Here is a 26,391-nt window from a genome sequence, read left to right as displayed (position 1 = left end):
CCATCACCCTTTTGAGAACCACGGCAACCATAGGAGTGCCCGATGAAAGAACGCCTCTTGGTCATGAACGGTCAACGCATCGTTCAGGCCGAAAAGGACGGCGCTTGGACGAATCAGAAAGTAGACAAGGCGGGCGCGTTGAAGCCCGGCATCTACAACCTGTACACGGCCCAAGCGGCCGACAAGAAGCAGACCCACGCCGGCGTGATCGTTCATGCCGACGCCACCAACGTGTACCAGCAGATCGGCAAGAACTTTGTCATGCACGCTCGGTCAGATTTCGATAAAGTACCTGAAATTGGGAGCGCAAAGAGCATCAGCTACAACGCCCAGGGCAAGGCGGCAGTCGCCGCAGAGGCCCCGAAACTGACGCGGGGGCGCTCCATGTAGCTTTAGCGGCTAAAAAGGAGGCACGCCCTTGAAACGACTCACCATCCCCGGCAGCGGCACCGAGAGCCGCGCCACCAAGCCGGCCCGCGTCAGCGCGCCGGCCACCCTCGGCGGTGCCGCCTTCGGCGCTTCGCGCGAGGACACCGGAGCCGACTTGCTGGAGGCCGCCCAGGCGGCCGAGATCGAGCAGCAGGCCACCCTAGAGGCGGCCCCGGTCGAGCAGTCCTACCCCGAAACCCTGGCGCTCTACGTGCAGGCCAAGCACGACCAGGTGGAGCACATCGAGGACAGGCTAGAAAACCTGATCGACCGGCAGCAGGCCCGCTTGCAGCAGACCCAGGCGTCCGCGCCTGGCCGGCTTTCCTTGCCCGGCTCTAAGCGAGCCTGGCAGAACCAGCAGGCGCAGCAGCAGGCCCGCTTGCAGACGCTTCACGCGCGCCTGGAGGCCGTCCGCGAGATCAAGGAAGGCATGGGCCTGCACTCGCCGAAGATCGAAGAGCTGGCGACGCGCAAGATGCGCGCCGAGAACCCCGAGCTGGCTTCCGATTGGGATGCCATGCGCGAGGCCGCCCGCCGGCATGAGCTGCTGATGCGCAAGCAGGAGCAGGAGCGCAAGCAATCCCAGGCCCAGGAGCGGCCAGGGAGATCGCAGTCCTTGGGCCTGTCAGCCAGGCCCGCATAAAAACGAAGCCCGGCGGTCGCCGGGCTTTTTTCTCGAGCATCGCCATTTCTGGCGAGGGAGGCCCGCCGAGGGCCTGGCGGAATCATCCTGCAGCATCGTCACAAGCGACGATGCCGGGAGCTGGCCAGCATCGCCGAACCTGGCGATGCCGCCGGCGCGGTCGACCATCGCCAGTTCTGACGATGAGATCCCGCATCGCCATCTACAGCGAGGCCCACAGGGCCAGGCCGGCGGCCACGACCGCCATGCCGGCCGCGACCATGTTCATCATGGCGACGCGCCGCGCCTCGCGGATCGGCGCGACGAGCTGCGCCGTCACCGCCTCAACCTCACGCCGCACGGCCTCGGCGGCCGCCTTCGCGCCCTCCTGCATTCCCCGCGTCATGGCGTCCTTGCTGGCCGCCAACGCCGCGTTGAGCGTCCTTTCCGCCTTTCCCTTGGCGTCATCACCCCATCGGTGGGCGATGGACTCCAGTTCCGACTTGAAGGCGTCCAAGATTTCCTGCTGGGCCGATGCGCTGTCCTGCATCAGCTTCATGTTGATGGTCTGGAGGATCAAGATCGGATCGTCGCGGCCCACGGCGATGCCGTGCTTGGCCGCGATCTCCCGTATCAGCTCCTCGATCTTGTCGTCGGCCGCCATCAGAGCACCGCCGCGTTTTCGAGCTGGGCGAAGAGCTGGGTTTTCACGATCTTGAGCCGCTGCCGCGTCATGATCGTGAGCGCCGAATCGGCCAGGGCCTCATCGAAGGTGCGCCGATCCTGGAGCATTTCGGCGAAGTCGCGGCCGTAGGTTTCCTCTTTCAGCGCCGGAATCTGGATGATGGCGGACACACGGCCCTTGTTGGCCGTGTACGCCTTCAACTGCTCGAACCCCTTGCCCTCGTGCTCGATTGGCCCCCAATACGGGTTCAGCCAGACCACGAACAGGCATTCGGCCGGGAACTGGCTGGCGAGCTGGGCGAAGCCGCTCACCGTGTCCACCAGGGCCTGGCCGCCGGTGACGACCGTATGCACCACGAGTTCGTGGCCCATGTCCTGGAGCAGCGCCGGCACCTGGTTGCTGATGAGGTAGTGCGACAGCGGCACGAACGAGCTGGCCCCGTTGTCGATGATGACGTCGCCCTCGGCCGACGCGATCATCTCGACCAGGGCGTCGAAATTCCGGGTGTTGATCTCGTCGCCGTCCATGATGTTGAGCCGGCGCACGTTGAGGGCTTTGTAGCCCTCGAACGTCGCGTTCACCGGATCGGTGTCGATGCAAAGCGGCTTCTGTCCCTTGCCGGCTTTGTACTGCGCGATGGTGGCCGCGATCATCGACTTGCCGACGCCGCCCTTGCCTTGCAGAACCATGTGAATTTTCGCCATTACAGTAAATCCTCTTTCTTTGGAGTCGCATCAAACGTGAAGCCGCCGATCTTGGGTGGCTCACTCTTGGATTCCGAGGCCGGCGGGGCGGCCTTCGGCTCGGGCTTCGCGCCCTTGGGCTGGCTGTCCGGGGGAGTGGCGGGAGGCGGCGGGGAAGCTACCGGCGCGGCCTTGATGTACCGCTTCACGTGCTGGGTGAAGGTTTCGTACCGACAGCGCAGCCGGCCGGTTTCCTTCATGTGCTCCCAGATCGTTTTCATCGCATAGCCCGCATCGAGCGCCGCTTGAACGTCGCTCTTGACGGCCAGGAACGCGACCACGTGCTTGTCCTGGCGCGGCTTCTTGGCTTCCCGTCCCTTCACCCATTCAGCCAGCTCTTCGGGGTAGGTCTTTGGCATCGTGTTCGTCCATCTAATCCTCTCATCGCAAATGTAACGCTACTAAGCGGCGCTACGGAAACGCAAAAAGTCCGCTATCGGCGTGCATTGGCACGCTTCGATAGCGGCATTATGGGCCATTGTGGCGGGTTTCGCTATATCCGTTGCTGCTTTTGCGGCCTGATAGCGCGATAGTTGCGGATAAATCGTAATGGCTGGTGTAGACTTTCCTTGGTGTTATTAACGCCGTAAGGCGGGCAGGATGTGTGAAGTTAGCTAACCGGCGAGCCGGTTATCTATCTTCACTGTCCCTTATTCGCGCCGGGGGCGCTCAACGGGTCATCCTGCTCTGCGAGGCAGCCGGCTACCGCCGGCATGAGAGACGAGGCGAGGCATGGAGAACGACGAAAAGGAACACGGCCGCCGGCGGCGGCAGCACCTGCGGGTGCCGGTGTTCCCCGAAGAGAAAGACGAGATCGAGGCGAACGCCAAGAGGGCGGGCGTCAGCGTGGCGCGCTATCTGCGCGACGTGGGCCAGGGCTACCAGATCAAGGGCGTCATGGACTACCAGCACGTGCGCGAGCTGGTGCGCGTCAACGGCGACCTTGGCCGCCTTGGCGGCCTGCTCAAGCTCTGGCTGACCGATGACGTGCGAACGCTCCAGTTCGGCGAGGCGACCATCCTGGCCCTGCTGGGCCGGATCGAGGCCACCCAGGACGAAATGAGCCGGATCATGAAGGCCGTGGTTCAGCCGAGGGCCGAGCCTTGACTTCTTTAGCGGCTAAAAAGCCGGAGGGGCGGCCATGATCGCCAAGCACGTGCCGATGCGCTCGCTTGGCAAGAGCGACTTCGCGGGCCTGGCGAACTACATCACCGACGCCCAAAGCAAAGACCACCGGCTGGGCCACGTGCAGGCGACGAACTGCGAAGCCGGTTCCATCCAGGACGCCATCACGGAGGTGCTGGCGACCCAGCACACGAACACCCGCGCGAAGGGCGACAAGACCTACCACCTGATCGTCAGCTTCCGGGCCGGCGAGCAGCCCAGCGCCGACACCTTGCGCGCGATTGAGGAACGCATCTGCGTCGGGCTGGGTTATGGCGAGCATCAGCGAATCAGTGCCGTCCACAACGACACCGACAACCTGCACATCCACATCGCCATCAACAAGATTCACCCGACGCGGCACACGATGCACGAGCCGTACTACCCGCACCGGGCGCTGGCGGAACTCTGCACGGCCCTGGAGCGCGACTACGGCCTGGAGCGCGACAACCACGAGCCGCGCAAGCGCGGCGCGGAGGGCCGGGCCGCCGACATGGAGCGGCATGCCGGCGTTGAAAGCCTGGTCGGCTGGATCAAGCGCGAGTGCCTGGACGAGATCAAGGGCGCGCAGTCCTGGCAGGAACTGCACCAGGTCATGCGCGACAACGGAATGGAGCTGCGCGTCCGCGCCAATGGCCTCGTGTTCGAGGCCGGCGACGGAACGATGGTGAAGGCGAGCACAGTAGCCCGCGACCTTTCCAAGCCGAGCCTGGAGGCGCGGCTTGGCCCGTTCGAGGCTTCGCCCGAACGGCAGGCGCAAACCACCGCGAAGCGGCAGTACCGCAAAGACCCCATCCGCCTTCGCGTCAACACCGTGGAGCTGTACGCGAAGTACAAGGCCGAGCAGCAGAGCTTGACCACGGCGCGCGCCCAGGCCCTGGAGCGCGCCCGGCATCGCAAGGATCGGCTGATCGAGGCGGCCAAGAGGTCGAACCGCCTGCGCCGCGCCACGATTAAGGTGGTCGGCGAGGGCCGCGCGAACAAGAAGCTGCTGTACGCCCAGGCGAGCAAGGCCCTGCGCAGCGAAATCCAGGCGATCAACAAGCAGTTCCAGCAGGAGCGCACGGCCCTCTACGCCGAGCACAGCCGGCGCACGTGGGCCGACTGGCTCAAGAAGGAGGCGCAGCACGGCGGCGCCGACGCCCTGGCCGCCCTGCGCGCCCGCGAGGCGGCCCAGGGCCTCAAGGGCAACACCATCCGGGGCGAGGGCCAGGCGAAGCCCGGCCACGCGCCGGCGGTGGACAACATCACGAAGAAGGGGACGATCATCTTCCGCGCCGGCATGAGCGCCGTGCGCGATGACGGTGACCGCCTGCAAGTCTCCCGCGAGGCCACGCGCGAAGGGCTGCAAGAAGCCCTGCGCCTGGCGATGCAACGCTACGGCAACCGCATCACCGTCAACGGCACGGTGGAGTTCAAGGCGCAGATGATCCGCGCCGCCGTCGATTCCCAGCTACCCATCACCTTCACCGATCCGGCTCTTGAGAGCCGGCGGCAGGCGCTTTTGAACAAGGAGAACACCCATGAGCGAACCGAAAGACCAGAGCATCGAGGACGAACTGGACGCGGCGCTGGCGGCCCTGGACAGCGGCCCGCTGCCGACCAGCACGCTACCGGAGCCGCAGCCGTCGCCCGAGCAGGCGACGGCCGGCCAGCCGCCGGCCGAGGCGACCGCGCCGACGCCGGCCTTCACGCCGCCACCGTCCACCGGAAGCCCGACGTTGGACGCCTTGGAAGAAAACCGCCGCCCCAAAGCCAGCACCGTTTGCGAGCACTGTCCGAACTCGGTGTGGTTCGCATCGCCGGCGGAAGTGAAGTGCTATTGCCGCGTGATGTTCCTCGTCACGTGGAGCAGCAAGGAACCCAACCAGATCACGCACTGCGACGGGGAATTTCTCGGCCAGGAACAGGAGTAGGCCAGACGCCGCCGGGCGTCGCCGCCGCCGACAAGTACATCGCCGAACGCGAGGCAAAGCGCCTAAAAGGTTTCGATATACCGAAGCATTCCCGATATACTGCCGGTGATGGTGCGCTCACGTTCCAGGGCACCAGGACTATCGAGGGCCAGGCGCTGGCCCTCTTGAAACGAGGTGATGAGGTCATGGTTATGCCCATCGACCAGGCCACGGCCCGGCGCTTGACGCGCATCGCGGTCGGCGATGCCGTCTCGATCACCGCGAAAGGCTCCATCAAAACGTCGAAAGGAAGGAGTAGATGAAGATCAAGATGAACAACGCGGTAGGGCCGCAAGTCCGAACCGCCAAACCGAAGCCGAGCAAGCTGCTGCCGGTGCTGGGCGCGGCCTCGATGGTCGGCGGCCTCCAGGCCGCGACGCAGTTCTTCGCCCACACGTTCGCCTATCACGCGACCCTCGGCCCCAACGTGGGCCACGTGTACGCGCCCTGGTCGATCCTGCACTGGACGTACAAGTGGTACAGCCAGTACCCGGACGAGATCATGAAGGCCGGCAGCATGGGGATGCTGGTTTCGACCGTGGGCCTGCTGGGCGTGGCCGTGGCGAGGGTCGTCACGTCCAACAGCTCGAAGGCGAACGAGTACCTGCACGGCTCGGCCCGCTGGGCCGAGAAGAAGGACATTCAGGCGGCCGGCCTGCTGCCACGCGAGCGCAACGTCCTGGAGATCGTCACCGGCAAGGCCGCACCCACGGCTACCGGCGTGTACGTGGGCGGCTGGCAGGACAAGGACGGCAATTTCTTCTACCTGCGGCACAGCGGCCCCGAGCACGTGCTGACCTACGCGCCCACGCGCTCGGGCAAGGGCGTCGGCCTGGTGGTGCCCACGCTGCTGTCGTGGGGCGCGAGCAGCGTCATCACCGACTTGAAGGGCGAGTTGTGGGCCTTGACCGCCGGCTGGCGGCAGAAGCACGCCAAGAACAAGGTGCTGCGCTTCGAGCCGGCCAGCACCTCGGGCGGCGTCTGCTGGAATCCGCTGGACGAAATCCGCCTCGGCACCGAATACGAGGTGGGTGACGTGCAGAACCTTGCCACGCTGATCGTTGACCCGGACGGCAAGGGCCTGGACTCGCACTGGCAGAAGACCGCCTTCGCGCTCCTGGTCGGCGTGATCCTGCACGCGCTGTACAAGGCCAAGGACGATGGCGGCACCGCCACGCTGCCGTCCGTCGATGCGATGCTGGCCGACCCGAACCGGGACATTGGCGAGCTTTGGATGGAAATGGCGACCTACGGGCACGTAGACGGCCAGAACCATCACGCCATCGGCTCGGCGGCCCGCGACATGATGGATCGGCCCGAGGAAGAAGCCGGATCGGTGCTGTCCACGGCCAAGTCGTACCTGGCCCTGTACCGCGACCCCGTGGTGGCCCGCAACGTCAGCCGGTCGGACTTCCGCATCAAGCAGTTGATGCACGAGGACGACCCGGTAAGCCTCTACATCGTCACCCAGCCCAACGATAAGGCCCGCCTGCGGCCGCTGGTGCGCGTCATGGTGAACATGATCGTGCGCCTGCTGGCCGACAAGATGGACTTCGAGGGCGGCCGGCCGGTGGCGCACTACAAGCACCGGCTCTTGATGATGCTGGACGAGTTCCCGAGCCTCGGGAAGCTGGAGATCATGCAAGAGTCGCTGGCCTTCGTGGCCGGCTACGGCATCAAGTGCTACCTCATCTGCCAGGACATTAACCAGCTCAAGAGCCGCGAGACGGGCTACGGCCACGACGAAAGCATCACGTCGAACTGCCACGTGCAGAACGCCTACCCGCCCAACCGCGTCGAGACGGCCGAACACCTGTCCCGCCTCACCGGGCAGACCACCGTGGTGAAGGAGCAGATCACGACCAGCGGCCGCCGCACGGCGGCGATGCTGGGCCAGGTGTCGCGCACTTACCAGGAAGTGCAGCGGCCCTTGCTGACGCCCGACGAATGCCTGCGCATGCCGGGGCCAAAGAAGAACGCCCAGGGCGAGATCGAAGAAGCCGGCGACATGGTGATCTACGTCGCGGGCTACCCGGCGATCTACGGCAAGCAACCCCTGTACTTCAAAGACCCAGTGTTCTCGGCACGCGCCGCGATCCCTGCGCCCAAGGTCAGCGACCGCCTGCGCGCCGTCGCACAGGCCGAGACGGAAGGGGAGGGCATCACGATATGAGCCGCATCCTGAAACGTATCGCGGCAGGCGTCGTCATCGCGGGCGTGGCCGCCCTGCTGCTGGCCGCCGGCGGCTATGCCGCCGGTGCCCGCGTGAACACCACCAAGAGCATTCCGGTCGGCCTGTACTGGACGAGCAGCGCGCCGGTGGAGAAGGGGGCCTACGTCCTCTTCTGCCCGCCGCAGCTCGGCGTGTTCGATGACGCCAAGGAGAGGGGCTACATCGGGGCCGGCTTCTGCCAGGGCGGCTACGGCTACATGATGAAGCGCGTTTTAGCCGCTAAAGACGATGCCGTCGCCGTCGCCGATGACGGCGTGCGCGTCAACGGCGAGCTGCTGCCCCTCAGCGCGCCGATCAAGGCCGACAAGGCCGGTCGGCCGCTGCCGCGCTATCAGTCCAACAGCTACACGCTCGGCAATTCCGAGGTGCTGCTTATGTCGGACGTGAGCGCCACATCCTTCGACGGCCGCTACTTCGGCCCGATCAATCGTTCGCAAATCAAGACCGTGATCCGTCCGGTCATCACCTGGTAGGGAGACACACCATGCGCCTTTTCATCGCAGAAAAGCCGTCCGTCGCCAAGGCCATCGCCGGCGAGCTGGGCGCGACCGGCAAGGGCGACGGCTTCATCGAGTGCGGCACCGACAAAGTGACCTGGTGCTTCGGGCACATGCTCGAACAGGCCGACCCCGACGAGTACACGCCCGATGACGTGCCGCGCGGCCAGTCCGGCAAGAAGGTCTGGCGCGTCGATGAGCTGCCCATCATCCCCGAGAGCTGGATTCTCAAGCCCAAGGACGACGCGAAGAAGCAGCTCGCCGTGATCGGCAAGCTGCTCAAGGAGGCCAAGGAGATCGTCAACGCCGGCGACCCCGACCGCGAAGGCCAGTTGCTGGTTGACGAAGTGCTGGAGCACTTCCGCAACAGCAAGCCGGTGCGCCGCTTTTGGGTGAGCGCGCAGGACTCCGTTTCCGTCAAGCGCGGCCTGGCCGCGTTGAAGGAGAACACCACCTATGCAGGCTGGGCCGACGCTGCACGCGGGCGGCAGCGCGCCGACTGGCTGATCGGCATGAACCTCAGCCGCGCGTACACGCTGCGCGCGCAGCGCGGCGGCTCGCGCGCCCTGCTGACCGTGGGCCGCGTGCAGACGCCGACGCTGGCCCTCGTGGTCGCCCGCGACCGCGAGATCGAGGCATTCAAGGCCGTGCCGTACCACACCATCCGGGCGGTGGTGCAGCACGCCGGCGGCAGCTTCGCCGCCGCATGGAAGGCGAAGGAGGATCAAGCCGGCCTGGACAGCGAAGGCCGCCTTGTCGATACCGCCGTCGCCGACGCCCTGGTGGCCGCCGTCAAGGGCCAGCCGGGCACCATCGCCGCGTACAAACAGGAGGCCAAGAAGCAGAACCAGCCGCTGGCCTTCGCCCTGTCCGACATTACGGCACTGGCCTCGGCCAAGTTCGGCTACAGCGCCGAGGACGTGCTGAACACCTGCCAGGCGCTCTACGAGACGCACAAGCTGACCTCGTACCCGCGCACCGACTGCGCCTACCTGCCGGAGTCGCAGCACGCCGACGCGCCGCGCGTGCTGGAGGCGATCAAGCACGTCAACCCCGAACTGGCCGGCCTGGTCGATGGTGCCGATCCGCGTATCAAGTCCAAGACGTGGGACGACTCGAAGATCACCGCGCACCACGGCATCGTGCCGACCATGCAGAAGGGCAGCAAGGCCGCCCTCAGCGAGCGCGAGCGCAACATCTACGACCTGATCGTGCGCGCCTACCTGGCGCAGTTCTACCCGCTGCACGAGTACATGCAGACCACCGTGGGCGTCGAGATCGCGGGCGAGAACTTCGCCGCGAGCGGCAAGGTAGTCACGCGCAACGGCTGGCGTGACGTGTACAGCCAGGCCGACGAGGAAGGCGAGAAGGACGAGGACGACGACAGCGGCACGCAGGCCCTGCCGTCGATGGCCCAGGGCGACGCCGTGACCTGCACGGACGCCACCCGCAAGGACGCCAAGACGAAGCCGCCAGCGCGCTTTACCGAGGGCACGCTGATCCGCGCGATGGAGAACATCCACAAGTTCGTCAGCGATGCCGAGCACAAGAAGATGCTGCGCGAGGGCGACGGCATCGGCACGTCGGCCACCCGCGCGTCGATCATTTCCGAGTTGAAGCGGCGCGAGTTCCTGGCCGTCAAAGGCAAGCAGATCATCAGCACGACCCTCGGCCGCAGCGTCATCGACGCGCTGCCCGAGGTTGTGAAAAGCCCGGTGCTGACCGCGCTCTACGAGCGGATGCTGAAAGGCGTCGAGCAGGGCACGGCCGCCCTGGACGCCTTCATCACGAAGCAAGAGACGTTCATCCGCGACCAGGTGGCGAAGGCCAACAGCGGAGCCGTGACCATCGCCGGCGGCAAGGAAGCCGCGCCGGTGTCATCCCTTCACAAGTGCATGGCCTGCGGCAGCGGCTTGTCGCGCCGGCCGAGCAAGAAGAAGGGGCAATTCTGGTGGGGTTGCAGCAACTTCCCCACATGCAAGCAGACCTACCCCGACCTCAAGGGTCGGCCCGACTACAGCAAGGGCCGCAACGGCCAGGCATCCGAATGACCACAGCGAAGGAGATCGACCATGAACGAGCAAACCACCACCAACACCGCCGCCCACGACGAGCCGCTGGCCGTCCTGCCGCCGGTTGACGACGACGCCGCCGGCCGCGAGGCCGTGCGCGAGAAGATGGCCGACGCGCTGACGCCCGGCTTCCAGGTCGAGTTCGACCCCGACGAAGCCGAGCGCGTGGGCGCGTTCGTGGAGGACGCGCTGTCCGAGCAGGACGCCGCCGCGAGCGGCGACGACCTGGTGGAAGTCGATGGCGCGCTGGAGCCGGCATTCCTGGACGACGAAGGCCCGAGCGCCGACATCCCGCCGTTCATCACCACCACGAACGCCCGCGAGCTGTACGACCTGCGGCCCGGCGAGACGGTTGCCCAGGCCGCCGCGCGCAAGGCGTCGGAGGGCTGACCCATGCCGATCACGAAAGCCGAGGCGCAAGGGGTGACGCGGGCTTTCGTCCGCGACTACCCCGGCGCGCTGGAGCTGGCCTACAAGTTCCGCGAGGACGCGGCCGAGCTGTACGGGCCGCGAGCGGCCGAGGTGCCGGCCGACATGAAGGGCGGCTACGTGCCCAAGGAGACGCTGCACGCCGGCCGCGCCTACCGTGGCCGCGTGGACGTGCCCTTGCAGAACGTCGAGAGCGCCAGCGACCTACTGATGACGCTGCGGCACGAGGTGCTAGGCCACTACGGGGCCAACACCTTCGCGCCGGGCGAGAAGCGCGCCTTGCTGGACGGCCTGGCGGCCGCCCGCAACGAACCCACCCTCAAGCCGCTATGGGATGACGTGAACCGGCGCTATGCCGGCCAGTCCCTGGACGTGCGCGCCGAGGAAGTGTTTGCCCTGCACTGCGAGGGCATCGAGCCGAGCCAGCACCAGGTCGCCGACCAGGTGCAGCAGCGCGGCCAACAGTCATTCACGGAAACCTGCATCGCCCGCGTGCGGCCCATGCAGGCCGACGACCTGCACAACATCGTGTGCATGGTCGCCCAGGGCCTGCGCGACCGTTCCCGGACACAGCAGAACTTCCCTCAGTTCAACGAGCTATTCCGAAGGGACGAGAACATGGAGCCGAAGAAGCCGTTTCACGAAGTCGTGGCCGAAAAGCTGATCGAGCAGCTCAAGGCCGGCACCGCACCGTGGCAAAAGCCGTGGGAGCCGGGCGAACCCAACGCCTACCTGCCGATGAACCCGACCACCGGCAAGCGGTACAAAGGGATCAACGCCATCCACCTGATGGCCCAGGGCCGCAGCGATGCGCGCTGGATGACCTACAAGCAGGCCGCCGCCGTGGGCGCGCAGGTTCGCAAGGGCGAGAAAGGCACGCCGGTTCAATACTGGAAGTTCAGCGAAGAGCAAGACAAGCTGGACGACAGCGGCCGGCCCGTCCTCGATGCGAAGGGCCAGCCGGTCAAGGAAACCGTCATGCTGGAGCGGCCGCGCGTGTTCTTTGCGACCGTGTTCAACGGCGAGCAGATCGACGGCCTGCCGCCGCTCCAGCCGAAGAAGGAACAGACTTGGAACGCCGTCGAGCGCGCCGAGCACATCCTGAAAGCCTCGGGCGCGACGATCACCCACGCCGCCGGTGATCGGGCGTTCTACCGCCCTTCGACCGACAGCATCACCCTGCCGGAGCGCGGCCAGTTCCCCAGCTCCGACCGCTACTACGCGACCGCGCTGCACGAGCTGGGCCACTGGACGGGCCACGCTTCGCGCCTTGACCGCGACCTGGCGCACCCGTTCGGGAGCGAGGGGTACGCCAAGGAAGAGCTGCGCGCCGAGATCGCTTCCATGATCGTCGGCGACGAGCTGGGCATCGGCCACGATCCGGGCCAGCACGCCGCCTATGTGGGTTCGTGGATCAAGGCGCTGCAAGACGAGCCGCTGGAGGTGTTCCGCGCGGCCGCCGATGCCGAGAAGATTCACGACTACGTGCTGGCCTTCGAGCAGAAGCAGGTTCAGGAGCAAGACCAGCAGCAGAGCCAGGCCCAGGACGAAGCCGTGGCCCAGGCCCTGGCCGTGGACATTGCCGAAGTCCTGGACAACCCGGACGTGTCTTTCAGCCACTACCAGGCATTCCAGGGCGACACCCTGGAAGACGCCTTGCGCAGCCGTGGCCTCGAAACCGTGGGCAGCATCACCGGCACCGATCCCGAGCAGTTCTACGCGGTCGCGCATGACCGGCTGTCGCCGGTGTTCGGCATCGACCCGAGCCACACCGACACCGACAACGCCTACCTGGAGCGCAAGGGCTTGGCGCAAGAGTTCGCCAACATGGCCGAACAGCTCCACCTCGCGCAGCAGCTCCAGCAGCACGGCGAACAGATCGTGTCGAGCATCGACGCCGAAGCCAGGTGGAGCGACGGCCAGCGCATCTTTGCGTTCCACGACCAGGACGGTGAACCCCACCAGGTTCGCAGCCTGGACGAGCTGAACAACTACGCGCCCGACCAGTTGATGGCCCTGCCGGCGCTGACCCAGCAGCAAGCGGCCGTCGCAGACCAGGAGGCGAACATGACCCCACCGACCAACGACCAGGCGGCCGCCCTGCTGGCCGCCCATCCTGCCGACGCGGTGCAGGGCATCGAGCAGGCCGCCGCCGCGCGCCGGCAGCTCGCCGCCGGCGAGATCGACGGCCAGGCGTTCGCCGACGCGACCCGTCAACACCTTGGCGTTGAGCTGCCGCCCGACTGGAGCGGAGAGCTGCGCATCGTCGGCGTGGCCGAGCAGGACGGCCAGACCGTCGATGCCGCCCAGGCCGGCATCGAGCCGCAGGCGTTCCAGGTCTACGCGCGCAAGGCCGATGCGCAGTTCGGCGAGGACGCCTTTGCCTTCGTCGCCGGCACCCGCACCGAGGGCCAGGCCGAGGCTCTGGCCGAGCGCCTGCACCTGGTCGATGCGCTGGGCACCGACAACCAGCACGAGCGCGCCGCCAAGCTGGCCCGCGTGCAGGAAGAGCGTGTACGGCGCGACCCCAACGCGACCGAAGAGGACATTTCAGCCGCTAAAGAGGCACGCAAGACCGCCGAGGCGTCGGCCATGCTCAACGACAGCGACGCGCAGCGCCGCGCGGCCGAGCTGGAGCGCCAGGAACGCGAGCGGCAGCAGGCGCAGCCGCAGGCCGAGAAGCCCGAACGGCAGTACATCAACGTGCCGTACAAGGAGAAGGACGAGGCCAAGAGCCTCGGGGCGCGTTGGGATCGGCAGCAACAGTCCTGGTACGTGCCGCCGGGCACCGATGCCGCTCCCTTCGCCAAATGGGCGCAGGGAGCCGCTACAGCGGCCGTAGAGCCGCGTTCGGCCCAGCCGGCACCCGAAGCCCAGGGCGAGGCGCAGAAGCCCGCGCAGCAGGCCCAGCAGGCCCGCCAGTACCTGGCCGTGCCCTACGAGCAGCGCAACGCGGCCAAGGCCGCCGGCGCGCTTTGGGACAAGGCCGCGAAGTCCTGGTATGTCGGCCCGCGCGCCGACGCGGCGAAGCTCGAACGCTGGAAGCCCGAGAACGTGCAGGCCCAGCAAGGGCCAGCGATGACGCCAAGGGAAGAGTTCGCCGAGGCCATGCGCAGCGCCGGCCTGTTCACCGGCAGCAACGCCCAGGGCGATCACCCGATCATGGATGGCAAGCGGCACCGCGTGCCGGTCGAGGGCGGCAAGAAGGGCGCGCTCGATGGCTTCTACGTGGGCCACCTGGACGGGCACCCGGCCGGGCGGATCATCAACAACAAGACCGGCACGGACATTACCTGGAAGAGCAAGGGCTACGCCTTGAGCGACCAGGAGAAGGCCAAGCTCCAGGCCGAGGCGGCCGAGAAGCTGGCACAGCGAGCCGTCGAGCAGGACAAGGCCCAGGAGGCCACCGCGCAGCGCGTCGGTCGGCAGATGGCCGACCTCGTGCCCATCGAGCAGCCGACGCCCTACCTGCAAGCCAAAGGCATCCAGGCGCAGGCCGGCGTGATGACCGACCGCGAAGGCCAGAAGACCTACATCCCGGCCTTCGACGCAGAGGGCAAGCAATGGACGATGCAATACATCCAGGAGGACGGCACTAAGCGGTTCGCCAAGGACTCGAAGAAGGAAGGATGCTTCCACCCGGTCGGCGGCATGGACGCCCTGGCGGCCGCGCCGGCGCTGGTGATCTCGGAGGGCTACGCCACGGCGGCCCAGGTGGCCGAGGCCGTGGGCCACGCCACGGTCGCCGCCTTCGACAGCGGCAACCTTGAGGCCGTGGCGAAGGCGCTGCACGCCAAGTTCCCGGACAAGCCGGTCATCATCGCCGGCGACGACGACCGGCACCTGGTCATGACCCACGGCAACAACCCCGGCCGGGAGAAGGCCGAGGCGGCCGCCCAGGCCGTGGGCGGCAAGGCGATCTTCCCGATCTTCGCGCCGGCCGAGAACACCTACCCGCGCGACTTGCCCGCCATCACGCCCGACAGCTTCAAGACCCACCTGCGCGCCGAGCAGCGCCTTGCCGACGCCGCCGCCGGCAAGGTCGAGCTGGCCGGCGACGAGGCGGCCAAGCTCAAGGCGTCGATGTTGAGCGGCGCGCAGGTCGCGGCGCTGTCCACGATGAAGCAGCACACCGACTTCAACGACTTGGCGCACAAGAGCGAGCTGGGCATCGAGGGCGTGAAGCGGCAGATCGGCGCGGCCATCAGCCAGGTGCAGCGCGACGAGCAGCAGCACCAGGAGCAGAAGCACGTCGAGAAAAAGCAACAGCAGATCGAGCAGCGCCCACGGCGGGCCGCTCGCATCGGATAAGTCGAAAAATCCGGCTAAAGTGGCCGAGCTGCACATCAGGCCGCGCGGTTTTCCTCCCTGATCGCCGGCGCGGTTTCTTCCTCCCTGAACCGCATGCAGACTTGCCGCCTCGGACACCCCGAGGCGGGTTTTTTTCGCCTCGCTCGAGCATCGCCGCATCCGACGATGCCGAGACGACCAGGCCGCGCACGTCGAGCTGCAGCATCGCCATTGCCGACGATGGCACCAGGTCGCCGGCGGTGGCCACCGACCTCGAGCTCGCATCGCCACATCCGACGATGCGCGCCGGCGTCGACCATCGCCAGGTCTGACGATGGCGGCCGCCCTGCCCTGGATCTCGCATCGCCATTTCTGGCGATGAGATCCACGGAGCGGCCATTTAGACCCGCCAATAACGACCCGGCCAAGATAAATCGCATGACGGCCTTTTTGGCCGGGGGTAGCATTGTCGTTTTCAGAAGACGGCTGCACTGAACGTCAGAAGCCGACTGCACTATAGCAGCGGAGGGGTTGGATCCATCAGGCAACGACGGGCTGCTGCCGGCCATCAGCGGACGCAGGGAGGACTTTCCGCAACCGGCCGTTCGATGCGGCACCGATGGCCTTCGCGCAGGGGTAGTGAATCCGCCAGGATTGACTTGCGCTGCCCTACCTCTCACTAGTGAGGGGCGGCAGCGCATCAAGCGGTGAGCGCACTCCGGCACCGCCAACTTTCAGCACATGCGTGTAAATCATCGTCGTAGAGACGTCGGAATGGCCGAGCAGATCCTGCACGGTTCGAATGTCGTAACCGCTGCGGAGCAAGGCCGTCGCGAACGAGTGGCGGAGGGTGTGCGGTGTGGCGGGCTTCGTGATGCCTGCTTGTTCTACGGGGCACTGTTGCAAATAGTCGGTGGTGATAAACTTATCATCCCCTTTTGCTGATGGAGCTGCACATGAACCCATTCAAAGGCCGGCATTTTCAGCGTGACATCATTCTGTGGGCCGTACGCTGGTACTGCAAATACGGCATCAGTTACCGTGAGCTGCAGGAGATGCTGGCTGAACGCGGAGTGAATGTCGATCACTCCACGATTTACCGCTGGGTTCAGCGTTATGCGCCTGAAATGGAAAAACGGCTGCGCTGGTACTGGCGTAACCCTTCCGATCTTTGCCCGTGGCACATGGATGAAACCTACGTGAAGGTCAATGGCCGCTGGGCGTATCTGTACCGGGCCGTCGACAGCCGGGGCCGCACTGTCGATTTTTATCTCTCCTCCCGTCGTAACAGCAAAGCTGCATACCGGTTTCTGGGTAAAATCCTCAACAACGTGAAGAAGTGGCAGATCCCGCGATTCATCAACACGGATAAAGCGCCCGCCTATGGTCGCGCGCTTGCTCTGCTCAAACGCGAAGGCCGGTGCCCGTCTGACGTTGAACACCGACAGATTAAGTACCGGAACAACGTGATTGAATGCGATCATGGCAAACTGAAACGGATAATCGGCGCCACGCTGGGATTTAAATCCATGAAGACGGCTTACGCCACCATCAAAGGTATTGAGGTGATGCGTGCACTACGCAAAGGCCAGGCCTCAGCATTTTATTATGGTGATCCCCTGGGCGAAATGCGCCTGGTAAGCAGAGTTTTTGAAATGTAAGGCCTTTGAATAAGACAAAAGGCTGCCTCATCGCTAACTTTGCAACAGTGCCTAAAATAAGCCTTATATCCAAGCATAAAACAAGGTTGTCTAGACTTCTTTTAACAGTAAAGTTATCATAAAACTGAATTTTATTTTTTAGGTAAGTTTATGCATTCTATCCGCATTCGTTAAGACACAACTATTTGCATAGTGACACTATTTTATAATGGTGGGCTTTTGTTGTGTCTTTAAGAATATATGCGGATATATAAAGTAAAAGTATGCTTAATTTATAAGTATGCTTTTAGTGCATAGTTTCCAGTTATAACTTAATTGACTAGCTATTTGTCCACCCTGTGGATGAATAGCTTTTTTTTTGGGAGGACACTGTGATGCTAGCTTTTGTTTTCACCTAAATCCTGTTTGCTGCATAAAAAATTTCAAGAGCTAAACAGGAGTAAATAAAAATGAGTTTAATTATTAAAGCGAGAAACATACGCTTGGATTATGCTGGGCGTGATGTTTTGGATATTGATGAATTGGAAATTCACTCTTATGACCGTATTGGTCTTGTGGGTGATAACGGAGCAGGAAAGAGTAGTTTACTCAAAGTACTTAATGGCGAAATTGTTTTAGCCGAAGCGACATTACAGCGTTTTGGTGATTTTGCACATATCAGCCAACTGGGCGGAATCGAAATAGAAACGGTCGAAGACCGGGCAATGTTATCTCGCCTTGGTGTTTCCAATGTACAAAACGACACAATGAGTGGCGGAGAGGAAACTCGTGCAAAAATTGCTGCCGCATTTTCCCAACAAGTACATGGCATTCTAGCGGATGAACCAACCAGCCACCTTGATCTCAATGGAATAGATCTACTTATTGGTCAACTTAAAGCATTTGATGGAGCATTACTTGTTATCAGTCATGACCGATATTTTCTTGATATGGTTGTAGACAAGATATGGGAGTTAAAAGACGGTAAAATTACGGAATATTGGGGTGGTTACTCGGATTACTTGCGTCAAAAAGAAGAAGAGCGACAACACCAAGCCGTAGAATATGAGCTGATGATGAAGGAACGGGAGCGATTAGAATCTGCTGTGCAAGAAAAACGCCAGCAAGCTAATCGATTAGACAATAAGAAAAAAGGAGAAAAATCCAAAAACTCTACCGAAAGTGCTGGACGACTTGGGCATGCAAAAATGACTGGCACCAAGCAAAGAAAACTGTATCAGGCAGCTAAGAGTATGGAAAAGCGTTTGGCTGCATTAGAAGATATTCAAGCACCAGAGCATTTGCGTTCTATTCGTTTTCGTCAAAGTTCAGCCCTAGAACTGCACAATAAGTTCCCGATTACGGCAGATGGTCTGAGCTTAAAATTTGGTAGCCGTACTATCTTTGATGACGCTAACTTTATAATACCGCTTGGCGCTAAAGTCGCTATAACTGGATCGAATGGAACAGGGAAAACGTCCTTGTTAAAAATGATATCAGAACGTGCTGATGGATTAACCATATCTCCAAAAGCTGAAATTGGCTACTTTACACAAACAGGATATAAATTTAACACGCATAAATCTGTGCTCTCCTTTATGCAGGAAGAGTGCGAGTACACAGTTGCGGAAATTCGTGCAGTATTGGCTTCAATGGGGATCGGAGCGAATGATATTCAAAAAAACTTATCCGACTTATCGGGAGGTGAAATCATCAAACTGCTTTTATCCAAAATGCTTTTAGGAAAATATAATATTTTGCTTATGGATGAACCAGGAAACTATCTTGACCTAAAAAGTATTGCCGCATTAGAAACAATGATGAAGTCCTATGCAGGAACTATTATCTTCGTATCTCATGACAAGCAATTGGTCGATAATATTGCTGACATTATCTACGAGATCAAAGACCACAAAATCATCAAGACTTTTGAGAGAGATTGTTAATGATAGCCAATCTAATCCGAACATTAATTATTGAACTCTTTAAAGGAAATTAAAAATGACAATTCAAGATATTCAATCACTTGCTGAAGCACACGGCTTGTTGCTTACGGACAAAATGAATTTCAATGAAATGGGCATTGATTTTAAGGTCGTTTTTGCTCTTGATACAAAGGGGCAACAATGGTTGCTGCGTATTCCTCGTCGTGATGGCATGAGGGAACAAATCAAGAAAGAAAAACGCATTTTAGAATTGGTAAAAAAACATCTTTCTGTAGAGGTTCCTGATTGGAGAATTTCATCTACAGAATTAGTGGCTTATCCCATACTTAAAGATAATCCTGTTTTAAATTTGGATGCTGAAACCTATGAAATAATTTGGAATATGGACAAAGATAGCCCGAAATACATAACATCTTTGGCAAAAACCTTATTTGAAATCCATAGTATTCCTGAAAAAGAAGTTCGGGAAAATGATTTGAAAATTATGAAACCTTCAGATTTAAGACCTGAAATAGCAAACAATTTGCAGTTAGTAAAATCTGAAATTGGTATAAGTGAGCAATTGGAAACCCGCTACAGAAAATGGTTGGATAATGATGTTCTATGGGCAGATTTCACCCAATTTATACATGGCGATTTATATGCTGGGCATGTACTAGCTTCAAAGGATGGAGCTGTTTCAGGCGTTATTGATTGGTCAACAGCCCATATAGATGACCCAGCGATTGATTTTGCTGGGCATGTAACTTTGTTTGGAGAAGAAAGCCTCAAAACTCTAATCATCGAGTATGAAAAACTAGGGGGTAAAGTTTGGAATAAACTATATGAACAGACTTTAGAAAGAGCAGCGGCCTCTCCTTTGATGTATGGTTTATTTGCCTTAGAAACTCAAAATGAAAGCCTTATCGTTGGAGCAAAAGCTCAGTTGGGAGTTATATAATTTAAAAATATGATTGCTGAGGCACTGTTGCAAATAGTCGGTGGTGATAAACTTATCATCCCCTTTTGCTGATGGAGCTGCACATGAACCCATTCAAAGGCCGGCATTTTCAGCGTGACATCATTCTGTGGGCCGTACGCTGGTACTGCAAATACGGCATCAGTTACCGTGAGCTGCAGGAGATGCTGGCTGAACGCGGAGTGAATGTCGATCACTCCACGATTTACCGCTGGGTTCAGCGTTATGCGCCTGAAATGGAAAAACGGCTGCGCTGGTACTGGCGTAACCCTTCCGATCTTTGCCCGTGGCACATGGATGAAACCTACGTGAAGGTCAATGGCCGCTGGGCGTATCTGTACCGGGCCGTCGACAGCCGGGGCCGCACTGTCGATTTTTATCTCTCCTCCCGTCGTAACAGCAAAGCTGCATACCGGTTTCTGGGTAAAATCCTCAACAACGTGAAGAAGTGGCAGATCCCGCGATTCATCAACACGGATAAAGCGCCCGCCTATGGTCGCGCGCTTGCTCTGCTCAAACGCGAAGGCCGGTGCCCGTCTGACGTTGAACACCGACAGATTAAGTACCGGAACAACGTGATTGAATGCGATCATGGCAAACTGAAACGGATAATCGGCGCCACGCTGGGATTTAAATCCATGAAGACGGCTTACGCCACCATCAAAGGTATTGAGGTGATGCGTGCACTACGCAAAGGCCAGGCCTCAGCATTTTATTATGGTGATCCCCTGGGCGAAATGCGCCTGGTAAGCAGAGTTTTTGAAATGTAAGGCCTTTGAATAAGACAAAAGGCTGCCTCATCGCTAACTTTGCAACAGTGCCTTCTACGGCACGTTTGAAGGCGCGCTGAAAGGTCTGGTCATACATGTGATGGCGACGCACGACACCGCTCCGTGGATCGGTCGAATGCGTGTGCTGCGCAAAAACCCAGAACCACGGCCAGGAATGCCCGGCGCGCGGATACTTCCGCTCAAGGGCGTCGGGAAGCGCAACGCCGCTGCGGCCCTCGGCCTGGTCCTTCAGCCACCATGCCCGTGCACGCGACAGCTGCTCGCGCAGGCTGGGTGCCAAGCTCTCGGGTAACATCAAGGCCCGATCCTTGGAGCCCTTGCCCTCCCGCACGATGATCGTGCCGTGATCGAAATCCAGATCCTTGACCCGCAGTTGCAAACCCTCACTGATCCGCATGCCCGTTCCATACAGAAGCTGGGCGAACAAACGATGCTCGCCTTCCAGAAAACCGAGGATGCGAACCACTTCATCCGGGGTCAGCACCACCGGCAAGCGCCGCGACGGCCGAGGTCTTCCGATCTCCTGAAGCCAGGGCAGATCCGTGCACAGCACCTTGCCGTAGAAGAACAGCAAGGCCGCCAATGCCTGACGATGCGTGGAGACCGAAACCTTGCGCTCGTTCGCCAGCCAGGACAGAAATGCCTCGACTTCGCTGCTGCCCAAGGTTGCCGGGTGACGCACACCGTGGAAACGGATGAAGGCACGAACCCAGTGGACATAAGCCTGTTCGGTTGGTAAGCTGTAATGCAAGTAGCGTATGCGCTCACGCAACTGGTCCAGAACCTTGACCGAACGCAGCGGTGGTAACGGCGCAGTGGCGGTTTTCATGGCTTGTTATGACTGTTTTTTTGTACAGTCTATGCCTCGGGCATCCAAGCAGCAAGCGCGTTACGCCGTGGGTCGATGTTTGATGTTATGGAGCAGCAACGATGTTACGCAGCAGGGCAGTCGCCCTAAAACAAAGTTAGAAAAGGGAAAGTATGAGCAAGTTATCTGTATTCTTTATATTTTTGTTTTGTAGCATTGCTACCGCAGCAGAGCCTTTGCCAGATTTAAAAATTGAAAAACTTGATGAAGGCGTTTATGTTCATACTTCGTTTGAAGAAGTTAACGGGTGGGGCGTTGTTCCTAAACATGGTTTGGTTGTTCTTGTAGATGCTGAAGCTTATCTAATTGACACTCCATTTACGGCTAAAGATACTGAAAAGTTAGTCACTTGGTTTGTGGAACGTGGCTATAAAATAAAAGGCAGTATTTCCTCTCATTTTCATAGTGACAGCACGGGCGGAATAGAGTGGCTTAATTCTCAATCCATCCCCACGTATGCGTCTGAATTAACTAATGAGCTGCTTAAAAAAGACGGTAAGGTTCAAGCTAAAAATTCATTTGGCGGGGTTAACTATTGGCTAGTTAAAAATAAAATTGAAGTTTTTTATCCAGGCCCAGGACACACTCCAGATAACCTAGTAGTTTGGCTGCCTGAAAGGAAAATATTATTCGGTGGTTGTTTTATTAAACCGTACGGTCTAGGTAATTTGGGTGACGCAAATTTAGAAGCTTGGCCAAAGTCCGCTAAATTATTAATATCCAAATATGGTAAGGCAAAACTGGTTGTTCCAAGTCACAGTGAAGCTGGAGACGCATCACTCTTGAAACTTACATTAGAGCAGGCGGTTAAAGGGTTAAACGAAAGTAAAAAACCATCAAAACTAAGCAACTAAATTTCTAACAAGTCGTTGCAGCATCGTGCGCTGCGCGCACTGGACAGTTTTTAAGTCGCGGTTTTATGGTTTTGCTTCGCAAAAATATTCCATAAAACCACAACTTAAAAACTGCCGCTGAACTCGGCGTTAGATGCTTTGCTGTGCGCACAAATTTCGGCCAGCAACAAGACTGTTTTTTTTCTTAAATCGAACCTAAAATTTATTCGCGGAACTCCATGGATAAATATTTTGAAAAATTGGTTATTTCTGGCTACGTCCATTATTTTTGAGGTCATTGCAACCTCTGCGCTCAAGTCTAGTGAGGGCTTTACTAGGTTAGTACCGTCTTTTATCGTCGTAGCGGGATACGCTGCTGCTTTTTATTTCCTGTCGCTGACACTCAAATCGATTCCTGTTGGAATCGCCTACGCAGTTTGGTCGGGCCTCGGGATCGTCTTGGTCACTGCGATTGCATGGGTTTTGCATGGTCAAAAACTAGATATGTGGGGATTTGTTGGTGTCGGCTTCATTATCAGCGGCGTTGCTGTGCTCAACTTGCTATCTAAGGCAAGTGTTCACTAAAACGGTCGCATCTAACCATTCCGTCGAGAGGGACCGCCCACAAGCTGCGCTTGCGGGTTCCCTTCGCGGCTTCGCCGCTACGGCGGCCCCTCACGTCAAACGTTAGGCATCACAAAGTACAGCATCGTGACCAACAGCAACGATTCCGTCACACTGCGCCTCATGACTGAGCATGACCTTGCGATGCTCTATGAGTGGCTAAATCGATCTCATATCGTCGAGTGGTGGGGCGGAGAAGAAGCACGCCCGACACTTGCTGACGTACAGGAACAGTACTTGCCAAGCGTTTTAGCGCAAGAGTCCGTCACTCCATACATTGCAATGCTGAATGGAGAGCCGATTGGGTATGCCCAGTCGTACGTTGCTCTTGGAAGCGGGGACGGATGGTGGGAAGAAGAAACCGATCCAGGAGTACGCGGAATAGACCAGTCACTGGCGAATGCATCACAACTGGGCAAAGGCTTGGGAACCAAGCTGGTTCGAGCTCTGGTTGAGTTGCTGTTCAATGATCCCGAGGTCACCAAGATCCAAACGGACCCGTCGCCGAGCAACTTGCGAGCGATCCGATGCTACGAGAAAGCGGGGTTTGAGAGGCAAGGTACCGTAACCACCCCAGATGGTCCAGCCGTGTACATGGTTCAAACACGCCAGGCATTCGAGCGAACACGCAGTGATGCCTAACCCTTCCATCGAGGGGGACGTCCAAGGGCTGGCGCCCTTGGCCGCCCCTCATGTCAAACGTTGAACGACAGCTTTCCCAAAAGCTCTACGGCTGCTCTGGGTCGACACCGGTAATCGGATCGTTGCCGCACTGAACAGCGCCCCGTTCCAGGTCGCCTCCATTTATGCGGCTGAACCGAGGGAGAGCAGCTTTACGCCGTCTGGCCGCAGTTCGCCCTTGGGCGACACGTGCCGGTAGAGCGTCTGCCGGGTAATCCCGAGTTCTTCGCAGAGATCGCCCACCTTGGTTTCCGGTTGCCCCATGCTGGCCATCGCCAGGCGTAGCTTGGCGGCGGTCATCTTGAAGGGGCGCCCCCCTTTCCTGCCGCGAGCGCGCGCCGAGATAAGTCCAGCGACTGTTCGCTCGGAAATCAACTCACGCTCGAACTCGGCCAGCGCGGCAAAAATACCGAACACAAGCTTGCCGGCGGCAGTCGTCGTGTCGACCGCCGCACCGTGACCGGTCAGGACCTTCAGGCCCACGCTACGCGCAGTTAGGTCGTGCACGGTGTTGATCAGGTGGCGCAGATCACGGCCAAGCCGATCGAGCTTCCACACGATCAGCGTGTCCCCTTCACGAAGCGCCTTCAGGCAAGCAGCCAACCCTGGGCGATCATCGCGCCTGCCCGAGGCCAGATCCTCGTAAAGGTGCGCAAGGCTCACACCAGCGGCGATGAGCGCATCGCGTTGCAAATTGGTGGACTGGGATCCGTCCGCCTTCGATACCCGCATGTAGCCGATCAGCACCTTTTCACCCGTCACGTATACGTTCGATTATGTGACAGTGTGAGCCGGAAAGCTCTATCCGTCAAAATTTGTCACTTAACCCGTCATTTTGTTTAAGACATGCAAAGGGTGCATCAGGCAGGTAATGTGACAGAAATTCCGGCGGGATGCCTTCCTTCACGAAGGTGGCGCGCAACCGTTCCAAGGAAGCGGGATCGCGCCGACCATAGGAAGCCAACGCGAACAGCGAGCGTGCCGTCTCGGGGTTGTGTCGCGCTTCAATGATGGCCTCGTCGATGGCCTGGACTGCACGCTGCCAGTGATTGATGGGCTCGGGCTTCGGCGCTTTCGTCGGCAGGCCACTGGTGAACCCGGTTTGGGGCTCGGACCAGAATAGCTTTGCCTGCTCGCCTGGCGGGCTGATGTCCCTCACCTCAATCAAGCTGATTGCCGTTGCCGCCGCCTCCAGCATCTGTAACCGTACTATCGGATTCAGGGTTTCATACGGTCGCCACAGACTTTGCCCAGCACGCAGCGGATGCCCGCAGCCTTCCCAGACTTGGCGGGGATACCCCGCGCAGGTTCCGCACGCGGAAAGCGGGGTGTTCAGCTCATCGAGCAGCGTGCGAAGAAGTCGAAACCACAATCCGGCGTGGATGCGTCGGCGCGGCAGCTCCACGTGACCGGTTGTCAGTGCCTGCCAGGTACGCTGGTCCATCGCCGCAATCGCGTCGCTGGCGGTGCGCGGTTCGGCGTCGGCGTTCTCCCAGCCGAGAAACCGCCCTGGCACGCCCCAATAGGATTCCAGCCAGCAGCCATGCAGCGGGCAGCTCAGCATCAGGGGCAGCTTCCACGCGAGCAGTACGGCTTGGTTCTCCGGATCGCTCAGGCAGAGCGGACAGGCGCGGTTTATCGGCTGGCTGGGCAGCCAGGCACGCCAGCTCGTGATGGATCGCGTCTTACGGCGGAGTCTTGGCAGCAACACCGAGAGCTGAAACGCATAGGTTTCCAAGGCGTCTGGAATCTGGTCATCAAGGCTGTCCAGTAGCCAAGGCACCCATCCGGCGAAACTCATACAGCGCAGCCGGTCCAGCTCGATGCCGCTCCGCTGGGAAAGCAACGCCAGCAGCGAGAGTGGTGGCGCGGTGTCCAGGTCATCGACCTGGCCGTGACCAAGATCGTGCTCCAGCAGGTCGGGCTCCTCCATGTGATAGCAAAGGGCCACGCGGTTGAGCCATGAGGACAGCGCCTCGCCTTCTTTCGGGGCGGGATGCAGCGGCCAGCGCGGCGCAGGCTTCACATCAGTTCCCGCTCGAATTGCCGCCGCCGCTCGCTGGGTCCGGTGTAAACGGCCATGCTGAGTGTGCGATGGTTGATCGCTTCCTCGCCGCTCTCCACGGCGACGATGGCCGCCGCCATCAGCAAGTGCGCCAGTTCCCCTATGGTGCCCTCGCTGCGTGTGAGCAGGTAGCGAGCCATGTCCAGCGTGGCAATTGGGGAAGGCCGGCGCAGCGGGAGCGAAGCGGCGAAGCTGGCCAGCAGTGAGCAGCAATCGTCGTTGGCCTCCCATACCGGCAGCATCATCGGCTCGAAGCGATTTTCCAACTGGTCATCGGAGCGGATGGCTAGGTAGGCGTCGCGCGTGCCTACCCCAACCAACGGGATGCGCAGTTCGTTGCCGAGGAAGCGCAGCAGGTTGAGGAATTCCCGGCGGTTGACGCTGTTGCCGGCCAGCACGTTGTGCAGCTCGTCGATCACCAGCATGCGCACGCCGACCTTGCGCAGCAGTGCCAGAGCCAGTTGCTCCATTTCCGGCAACCGTGGGCGTGGGCGCAGCGGCGCGCCCATCGCGGCGAGCAGCGCGACGTAGAAGCGGATCACGGACGGCTCGGACGGCATCTGCACGACCAACACCGGGATGTGCTCCTGGTCGGCGTCGGAGCTGGCCGGGTGGGTGCGGCGGAACTTCTCGACGATCATCGACTTGCCATTGTTGGTCGGGCCAACCAGCAGCAGGTTGGGCATGCGTTGCTTGTTTGGCCACGCATAAAGGGCTTCCAGCCGGTTCAGCGCCTCGACTGCGCGCGGATAGCCGATCCAGCGGTCGGCGCGAAGGCGCTGGATGCGCTCGTCCGCCGGAAGACGGGCCAAGCCCTGGGCCGCCGGCAGCAGGTGGGACAGGTCGATGATGGGATATTCGTCCAC

At 60.4% G+C, this 26,391-nt stretch carries 22 protein-coding genes and 2 pseudogenes; 16 read left to right on the top strand and 8 right to left on the bottom strand.

The genetic code is table 11. The features are described from left to right. Window positions 1-42: 42 nt before the first annotated feature. Together kfrB and kfrC are read left to right on the top strand one after the other, a co-directional pair. Window positions 43-390 carry an IncP plasmid survival protein KfrB gene (gene kfrB, locus LBF07_RS24265; protein ID WP_000664557.1) on the top strand — a complete coding sequence of 116 codons (348 nt, stop codon included), beginning with the start codon at window positions 43-45 and terminating at the stop codon, window positions 388-390. 28 nt (window positions 391-418) lie between these two features. Beyond that, on the top strand, window positions 419-1,072 hold the full coding sequence (gene kfrC, locus LBF07_RS24260) for an IncP plasmid survival protein KfrC (RefSeq protein ID WP_000826922.1): 654 nt from the start codon (window positions 419-421) through the stop codon (window positions 1,070-1,072). Between the two features lie 202 nt (window positions 1,073-1,274). Here kfrC and LBF07_RS24255 read toward each other — a convergent pair whose 3' ends face one another. The 3 genes from LBF07_RS24255 to LBF07_RS24245 are packed head-to-tail and all read right to left on the bottom strand — an operon-like array spanning window position 1,275 to window position 2,838. Then, a complete protein-coding gene (locus tag LBF07_RS24255; protein WP_000718516.1) occupies window positions 1,275-1,715 on the bottom strand; it encodes a conjugal transfer protein TraM in 441 nt (146 codons plus the stop codon). Further along, complete coding sequence (locus LBF07_RS24250) at window positions 1,715-2,440, bottom strand: ArsA-related P-loop ATPase (protein ID WP_001062597.1); 726 nt, start codon at window positions 2,438-2,440, stop codon at window positions 1,715-1,717. Before LBF07_RS24250 ends, LBF07_RS24255 begins: the two co-directional genes overlap by 1 nt. After that, window positions 2,440-2,838 (bottom strand): TraK family protein, encoded by a 399-nt coding sequence (locus tag LBF07_RS24245; RefSeq protein WP_001127128.1) that lies wholly within the window; start codon window positions 2,836-2,838, stop codon window positions 2,440-2,442. The genes LBF07_RS24250 and LBF07_RS24245 overlap by 1 nt, the downstream gene beginning before the upstream one ends. Before the next feature lie 373 nt (window positions 2,839-3,211). On the opposite strand from LBF07_RS24245, the gene traJ reads away from it, so the two are divergent. From traJ to LBF07_RS24210, 7 genes are read left to right on the top strand one after another with little or no spacing between them, the layout of a single operon-like run. Continuing rightward, window positions 3,212-3,586: a conjugal transfer transcriptional regulator TraJ gene (traJ, locus tag LBF07_RS24240; protein WP_000426567.1), complete on the top strand. Its 375-nt coding sequence runs from the start codon at window positions 3,212-3,214 to the stop codon at window positions 3,584-3,586. Between the two features lie 34 nt (window positions 3,587-3,620). Then, window positions 3,621-5,861 carry a TraI/MobA(P) family conjugative relaxase gene (traI, locus tag LBF07_RS24235; protein WP_011342947.1) on the top strand — a complete coding sequence of 747 codons (2,241 nt, stop codon included), beginning with the start codon at window positions 3,621-3,623 and terminating at the stop codon, window positions 5,859-5,861. Next, window positions 5,858-7,771, top strand: a complete 1,914-nt coding sequence (locus LBF07_RS24230) for a type IV secretory system conjugative DNA transfer family protein (protein WP_019373230.1) — start codon at window positions 5,858-5,860, stop codon at window positions 7,769-7,771. The genes traI and LBF07_RS24230 overlap by 4 nt, the downstream gene beginning before the upstream one ends. Then, on the top strand, window positions 7,768-8,304 hold the full coding sequence (traF, locus tag LBF07_RS24225; protein ID WP_006122512.1) for a conjugative transfer signal peptidase TraF: 537 nt from the start codon (window positions 7,768-7,770) through the stop codon (window positions 8,302-8,304). Before LBF07_RS24230 ends, traF begins: the two co-directional genes overlap by 4 nt. 11 nt (window positions 8,305-8,315) lie before the next feature. Further along, a complete protein-coding gene (locus tag LBF07_RS24220) occupies window positions 8,316-10,379 on the top strand; it encodes a DNA topoisomerase III (RefSeq protein ID WP_006122511.1) in 2,064 nt (687 codons plus the stop codon). Between the two features lie 21 nt (window positions 10,380-10,400). Beyond that, window positions 10,401-10,790, top strand: a complete 390-nt coding sequence (locus tag LBF07_RS24215) for a protein TraD (protein WP_006122510.1) — start codon at window positions 10,401-10,403, stop codon at window positions 10,788-10,790. A 3-nt stretch (window positions 10,791-10,793) separates the two neighbouring features. Beyond that, complete coding sequence (locus tag LBF07_RS24210; protein WP_224435166.1) at window positions 10,794-15,140, top strand: zincin-like metallopeptidase domain-containing protein; 4,347 nt, start codon at window positions 10,794-10,796, stop codon at window positions 15,138-15,140. Between the two features lie 648 nt (window positions 15,141-15,788). Here LBF07_RS24210 and LBF07_RS24205 read toward each other — a convergent pair. Further along, window positions 15,789-16,010, bottom strand: a pseudogene (locus tag LBF07_RS24205) (tyrosine-type recombinase/integrase); the annotation flags it as partial. Between the two features lie 65 nt (window positions 16,011-16,075). Here LBF07_RS24205 and LBF07_RS24200 point away from each other — a divergent pair. From LBF07_RS24200 to LBF07_RS24185, 4 genes are all read left to right on the top strand, one after another. Further along, window positions 16,076-16,780 (top strand): IS6-like element IS26 family transposase, encoded by a 705-nt coding sequence (locus LBF07_RS24200; RefSeq protein WP_001067855.1) that lies wholly within the window; start codon window positions 16,076-16,078, stop codon window positions 16,778-16,780. Window positions 16,781-17,229: 449 nt separating this feature from the next. Beyond that, the gene (msr(E), locus tag LBF07_RS24195; protein WP_000052512.1) at window positions 17,230-18,705 is read left to right on the top strand and encodes an ABC-F type ribosomal protection protein Msr(E); all 1,476 of its coding nucleotides are present in this window, start codon (window positions 17,230-17,232) and stop codon (window positions 18,703-18,705) included. A gap of 55 nt (window positions 18,706-18,760) precedes the next feature. Further along, window positions 18,761-19,645, top strand: a complete 885-nt coding sequence (locus LBF07_RS24190; RefSeq protein ID WP_000155092.1) for an Mph(E) family macrolide 2'-phosphotransferase — start codon at window positions 18,761-18,763, stop codon at window positions 19,643-19,645. Window positions 19,646-19,728: 83 nt separating this feature from the next. Continuing rightward, window positions 19,729-20,433 carry an IS6-like element IS26 family transposase gene (locus tag LBF07_RS24185; RefSeq protein ID WP_001067855.1) on the top strand — a complete coding sequence of 235 codons (705 nt, stop codon included), beginning with the start codon at window positions 19,729-19,731 and terminating at the stop codon, window positions 20,431-20,433. Between the two features lie 52 nt (window positions 20,434-20,485). Here LBF07_RS24185 and intI1 read toward each other — a convergent pair. Then, window positions 20,486-21,283: pseudogene (gene intI1 / locus LBF07_RS24180) on the bottom strand (class 1 integron integrase IntI1); the annotation flags it as partial. 152 nt (window positions 21,284-21,435) lie between these two features. Between intI1 and LBF07_RS24175 the strand changes: the two are divergent. The 3 genes from LBF07_RS24175 to LBF07_RS24165 all read left to right on the top strand — a co-directional run bounded on the left by LBF07_RS24175 (window position 21,436) and on the right by LBF07_RS24165 (window position 23,421). Next, complete coding sequence (locus LBF07_RS24175; RefSeq protein ID WP_015060105.1) at window positions 21,436-22,176, top strand: subclass B1 metallo-beta-lactamase IMP-4; 741 nt, start codon at window positions 21,436-21,438, stop codon at window positions 22,174-22,176. Window positions 22,177-22,407: 231 nt separating this feature from the next. Then, window positions 22,408-22,740, top strand: a complete 333-nt coding sequence (gene qacG2 / locus LBF07_RS24170; protein WP_015063357.1) for a quaternary ammonium compound efflux SMR transporter QacG2 — start codon at window positions 22,408-22,410, stop codon at window positions 22,738-22,740. 126 nt (window positions 22,741-22,866) lie between these two features. After that, entirely contained in the window at window positions 22,867-23,421 is a 555-nt protein-coding gene (locus LBF07_RS24165) for an aminoglycoside N-acetyltransferase AAC(6')-Ib4 (protein WP_003159191.1), read from the top strand. 162 nt (window positions 23,422-23,583) lie between these two features. On the opposite strand, the gene LBF07_RS24160 is transcribed toward LBF07_RS24165, so the two are convergent. The 3 genes from LBF07_RS24160 to LBF07_RS24150 all read right to left on the bottom strand — a co-directional run bounded on the left by LBF07_RS24160 (window position 23,584) and on the right by LBF07_RS24150 (window position 26,391). Continuing rightward, a complete protein-coding gene (locus LBF07_RS24160) occupies window positions 23,584-24,207 on the bottom strand; it encodes a recombinase family protein (RefSeq protein ID WP_003155741.1) in 624 nt (207 codons plus the stop codon). Window positions 24,208-24,268: 61 nt separating this feature from the next. Continuing rightward, a complete protein-coding gene (locus LBF07_RS24155) occupies window positions 24,269-25,486 on the bottom strand; it encodes a TniQ family protein (RefSeq protein ID WP_006122485.1) in 1,218 nt (405 codons plus the stop codon). Beyond that, on the bottom strand, window positions 25,483-26,391 hold the full coding sequence (locus tag LBF07_RS24150) for a TniB family NTP-binding protein (RefSeq protein WP_003155746.1): 909 nt from the start codon (window positions 26,389-26,391) through the stop codon (window positions 25,483-25,485). The genes LBF07_RS24155 and LBF07_RS24150 overlap by 4 nt, the downstream gene beginning before the upstream one ends.

Source organism: Enterobacter cloacae complex sp. ECL352 (assembly GCF_020149545.1).
Classification (GTDB): Bacteria; Pseudomonadota; Gammaproteobacteria; order Enterobacterales; family Enterobacteriaceae; genus Enterobacter; species Enterobacter asburiae_B.
This window is presented reverse-complemented; position numbering and strand designations above follow the sequence as displayed.

Bases quoted from the DNA above. Each gene is read 5' to 3' on its own strand.
- LBF07_RS24210 (WP_224435166.1), top strand. From the start codon at position 10,794: ATGCCGATCACGAAAGCCGAGGCGCAAGGGGTGACGCGGGCTTTCGTC.
- traF (WP_006122512.1), top strand. From the start codon at position 7,768: ATGAGCCGCATCCTGAAACGTATCGCGGCAGGCGTCGTCATCGCGGGC.
- LBF07_RS24190 (WP_000155092.1), top strand. From the start codon at position 18,761: ATGACAATTCAAGATATTCAATCACTTGCTGAAGCACACGGCTTGTTG.
- LBF07_RS24215 (WP_006122510.1), top strand. From the start codon at position 10,401: ATGAACGAGCAAACCACCACCAACACCGCCGCCCACGACGAGCCGCTG.
- LBF07_RS24200 (WP_001067855.1), top strand. From the start codon at position 16,076: ATGAACCCATTCAAAGGCCGGCATTTTCAGCGTGACATCATTCTGTGG.
- LBF07_RS24255 (WP_000718516.1), bottom strand. From the start codon at position 1,715: ATGGCGGCCGACGACAAGATCGAGGAGCTGATACGGGAGATCGCGGCC.
- kfrB (WP_000664557.1), top strand. From the start codon at position 43: ATGAAAGAACGCCTCTTGGTCATGAACGGTCAACGCATCGTTCAGGCC.
- traJ (WP_000426567.1), top strand. From the start codon at position 3,212: ATGGAGAACGACGAAAAGGAACACGGCCGCCGGCGGCGGCAGCACCTG.
- traI (WP_011342947.1), top strand. From the start codon at position 3,621: ATGATCGCCAAGCACGTGCCGATGCGCTCGCTTGGCAAGAGCGACTTC.
- LBF07_RS24175 (WP_015060105.1), top strand. From the start codon at position 21,436: ATGAGCAAGTTATCTGTATTCTTTATATTTTTGTTTTGTAGCATTGCT.
- LBF07_RS24245 (WP_001127128.1), bottom strand. From the start codon at position 2,838: ATGCCAAAGACCTACCCCGAAGAGCTGGCTGAATGGGTGAAGGGACGG.
- LBF07_RS24185 (WP_001067855.1), top strand. From the start codon at position 19,729: ATGAACCCATTCAAAGGCCGGCATTTTCAGCGTGACATCATTCTGTGG.
- LBF07_RS24230 (WP_019373230.1), top strand. From the start codon at position 5,858: ATGAAGATCAAGATGAACAACGCGGTAGGGCCGCAAGTCCGAACCGCC.
- LBF07_RS24220 (WP_006122511.1), top strand. From the start codon at position 8,316: ATGCGCCTTTTCATCGCAGAAAAGCCGTCCGTCGCCAAGGCCATCGCC.
- LBF07_RS24250 (WP_001062597.1), bottom strand. From the start codon at position 2,440: ATGGCGAAAATTCACATGGTTCTGCAAGGCAAGGGCGGCGTCGGCAAG.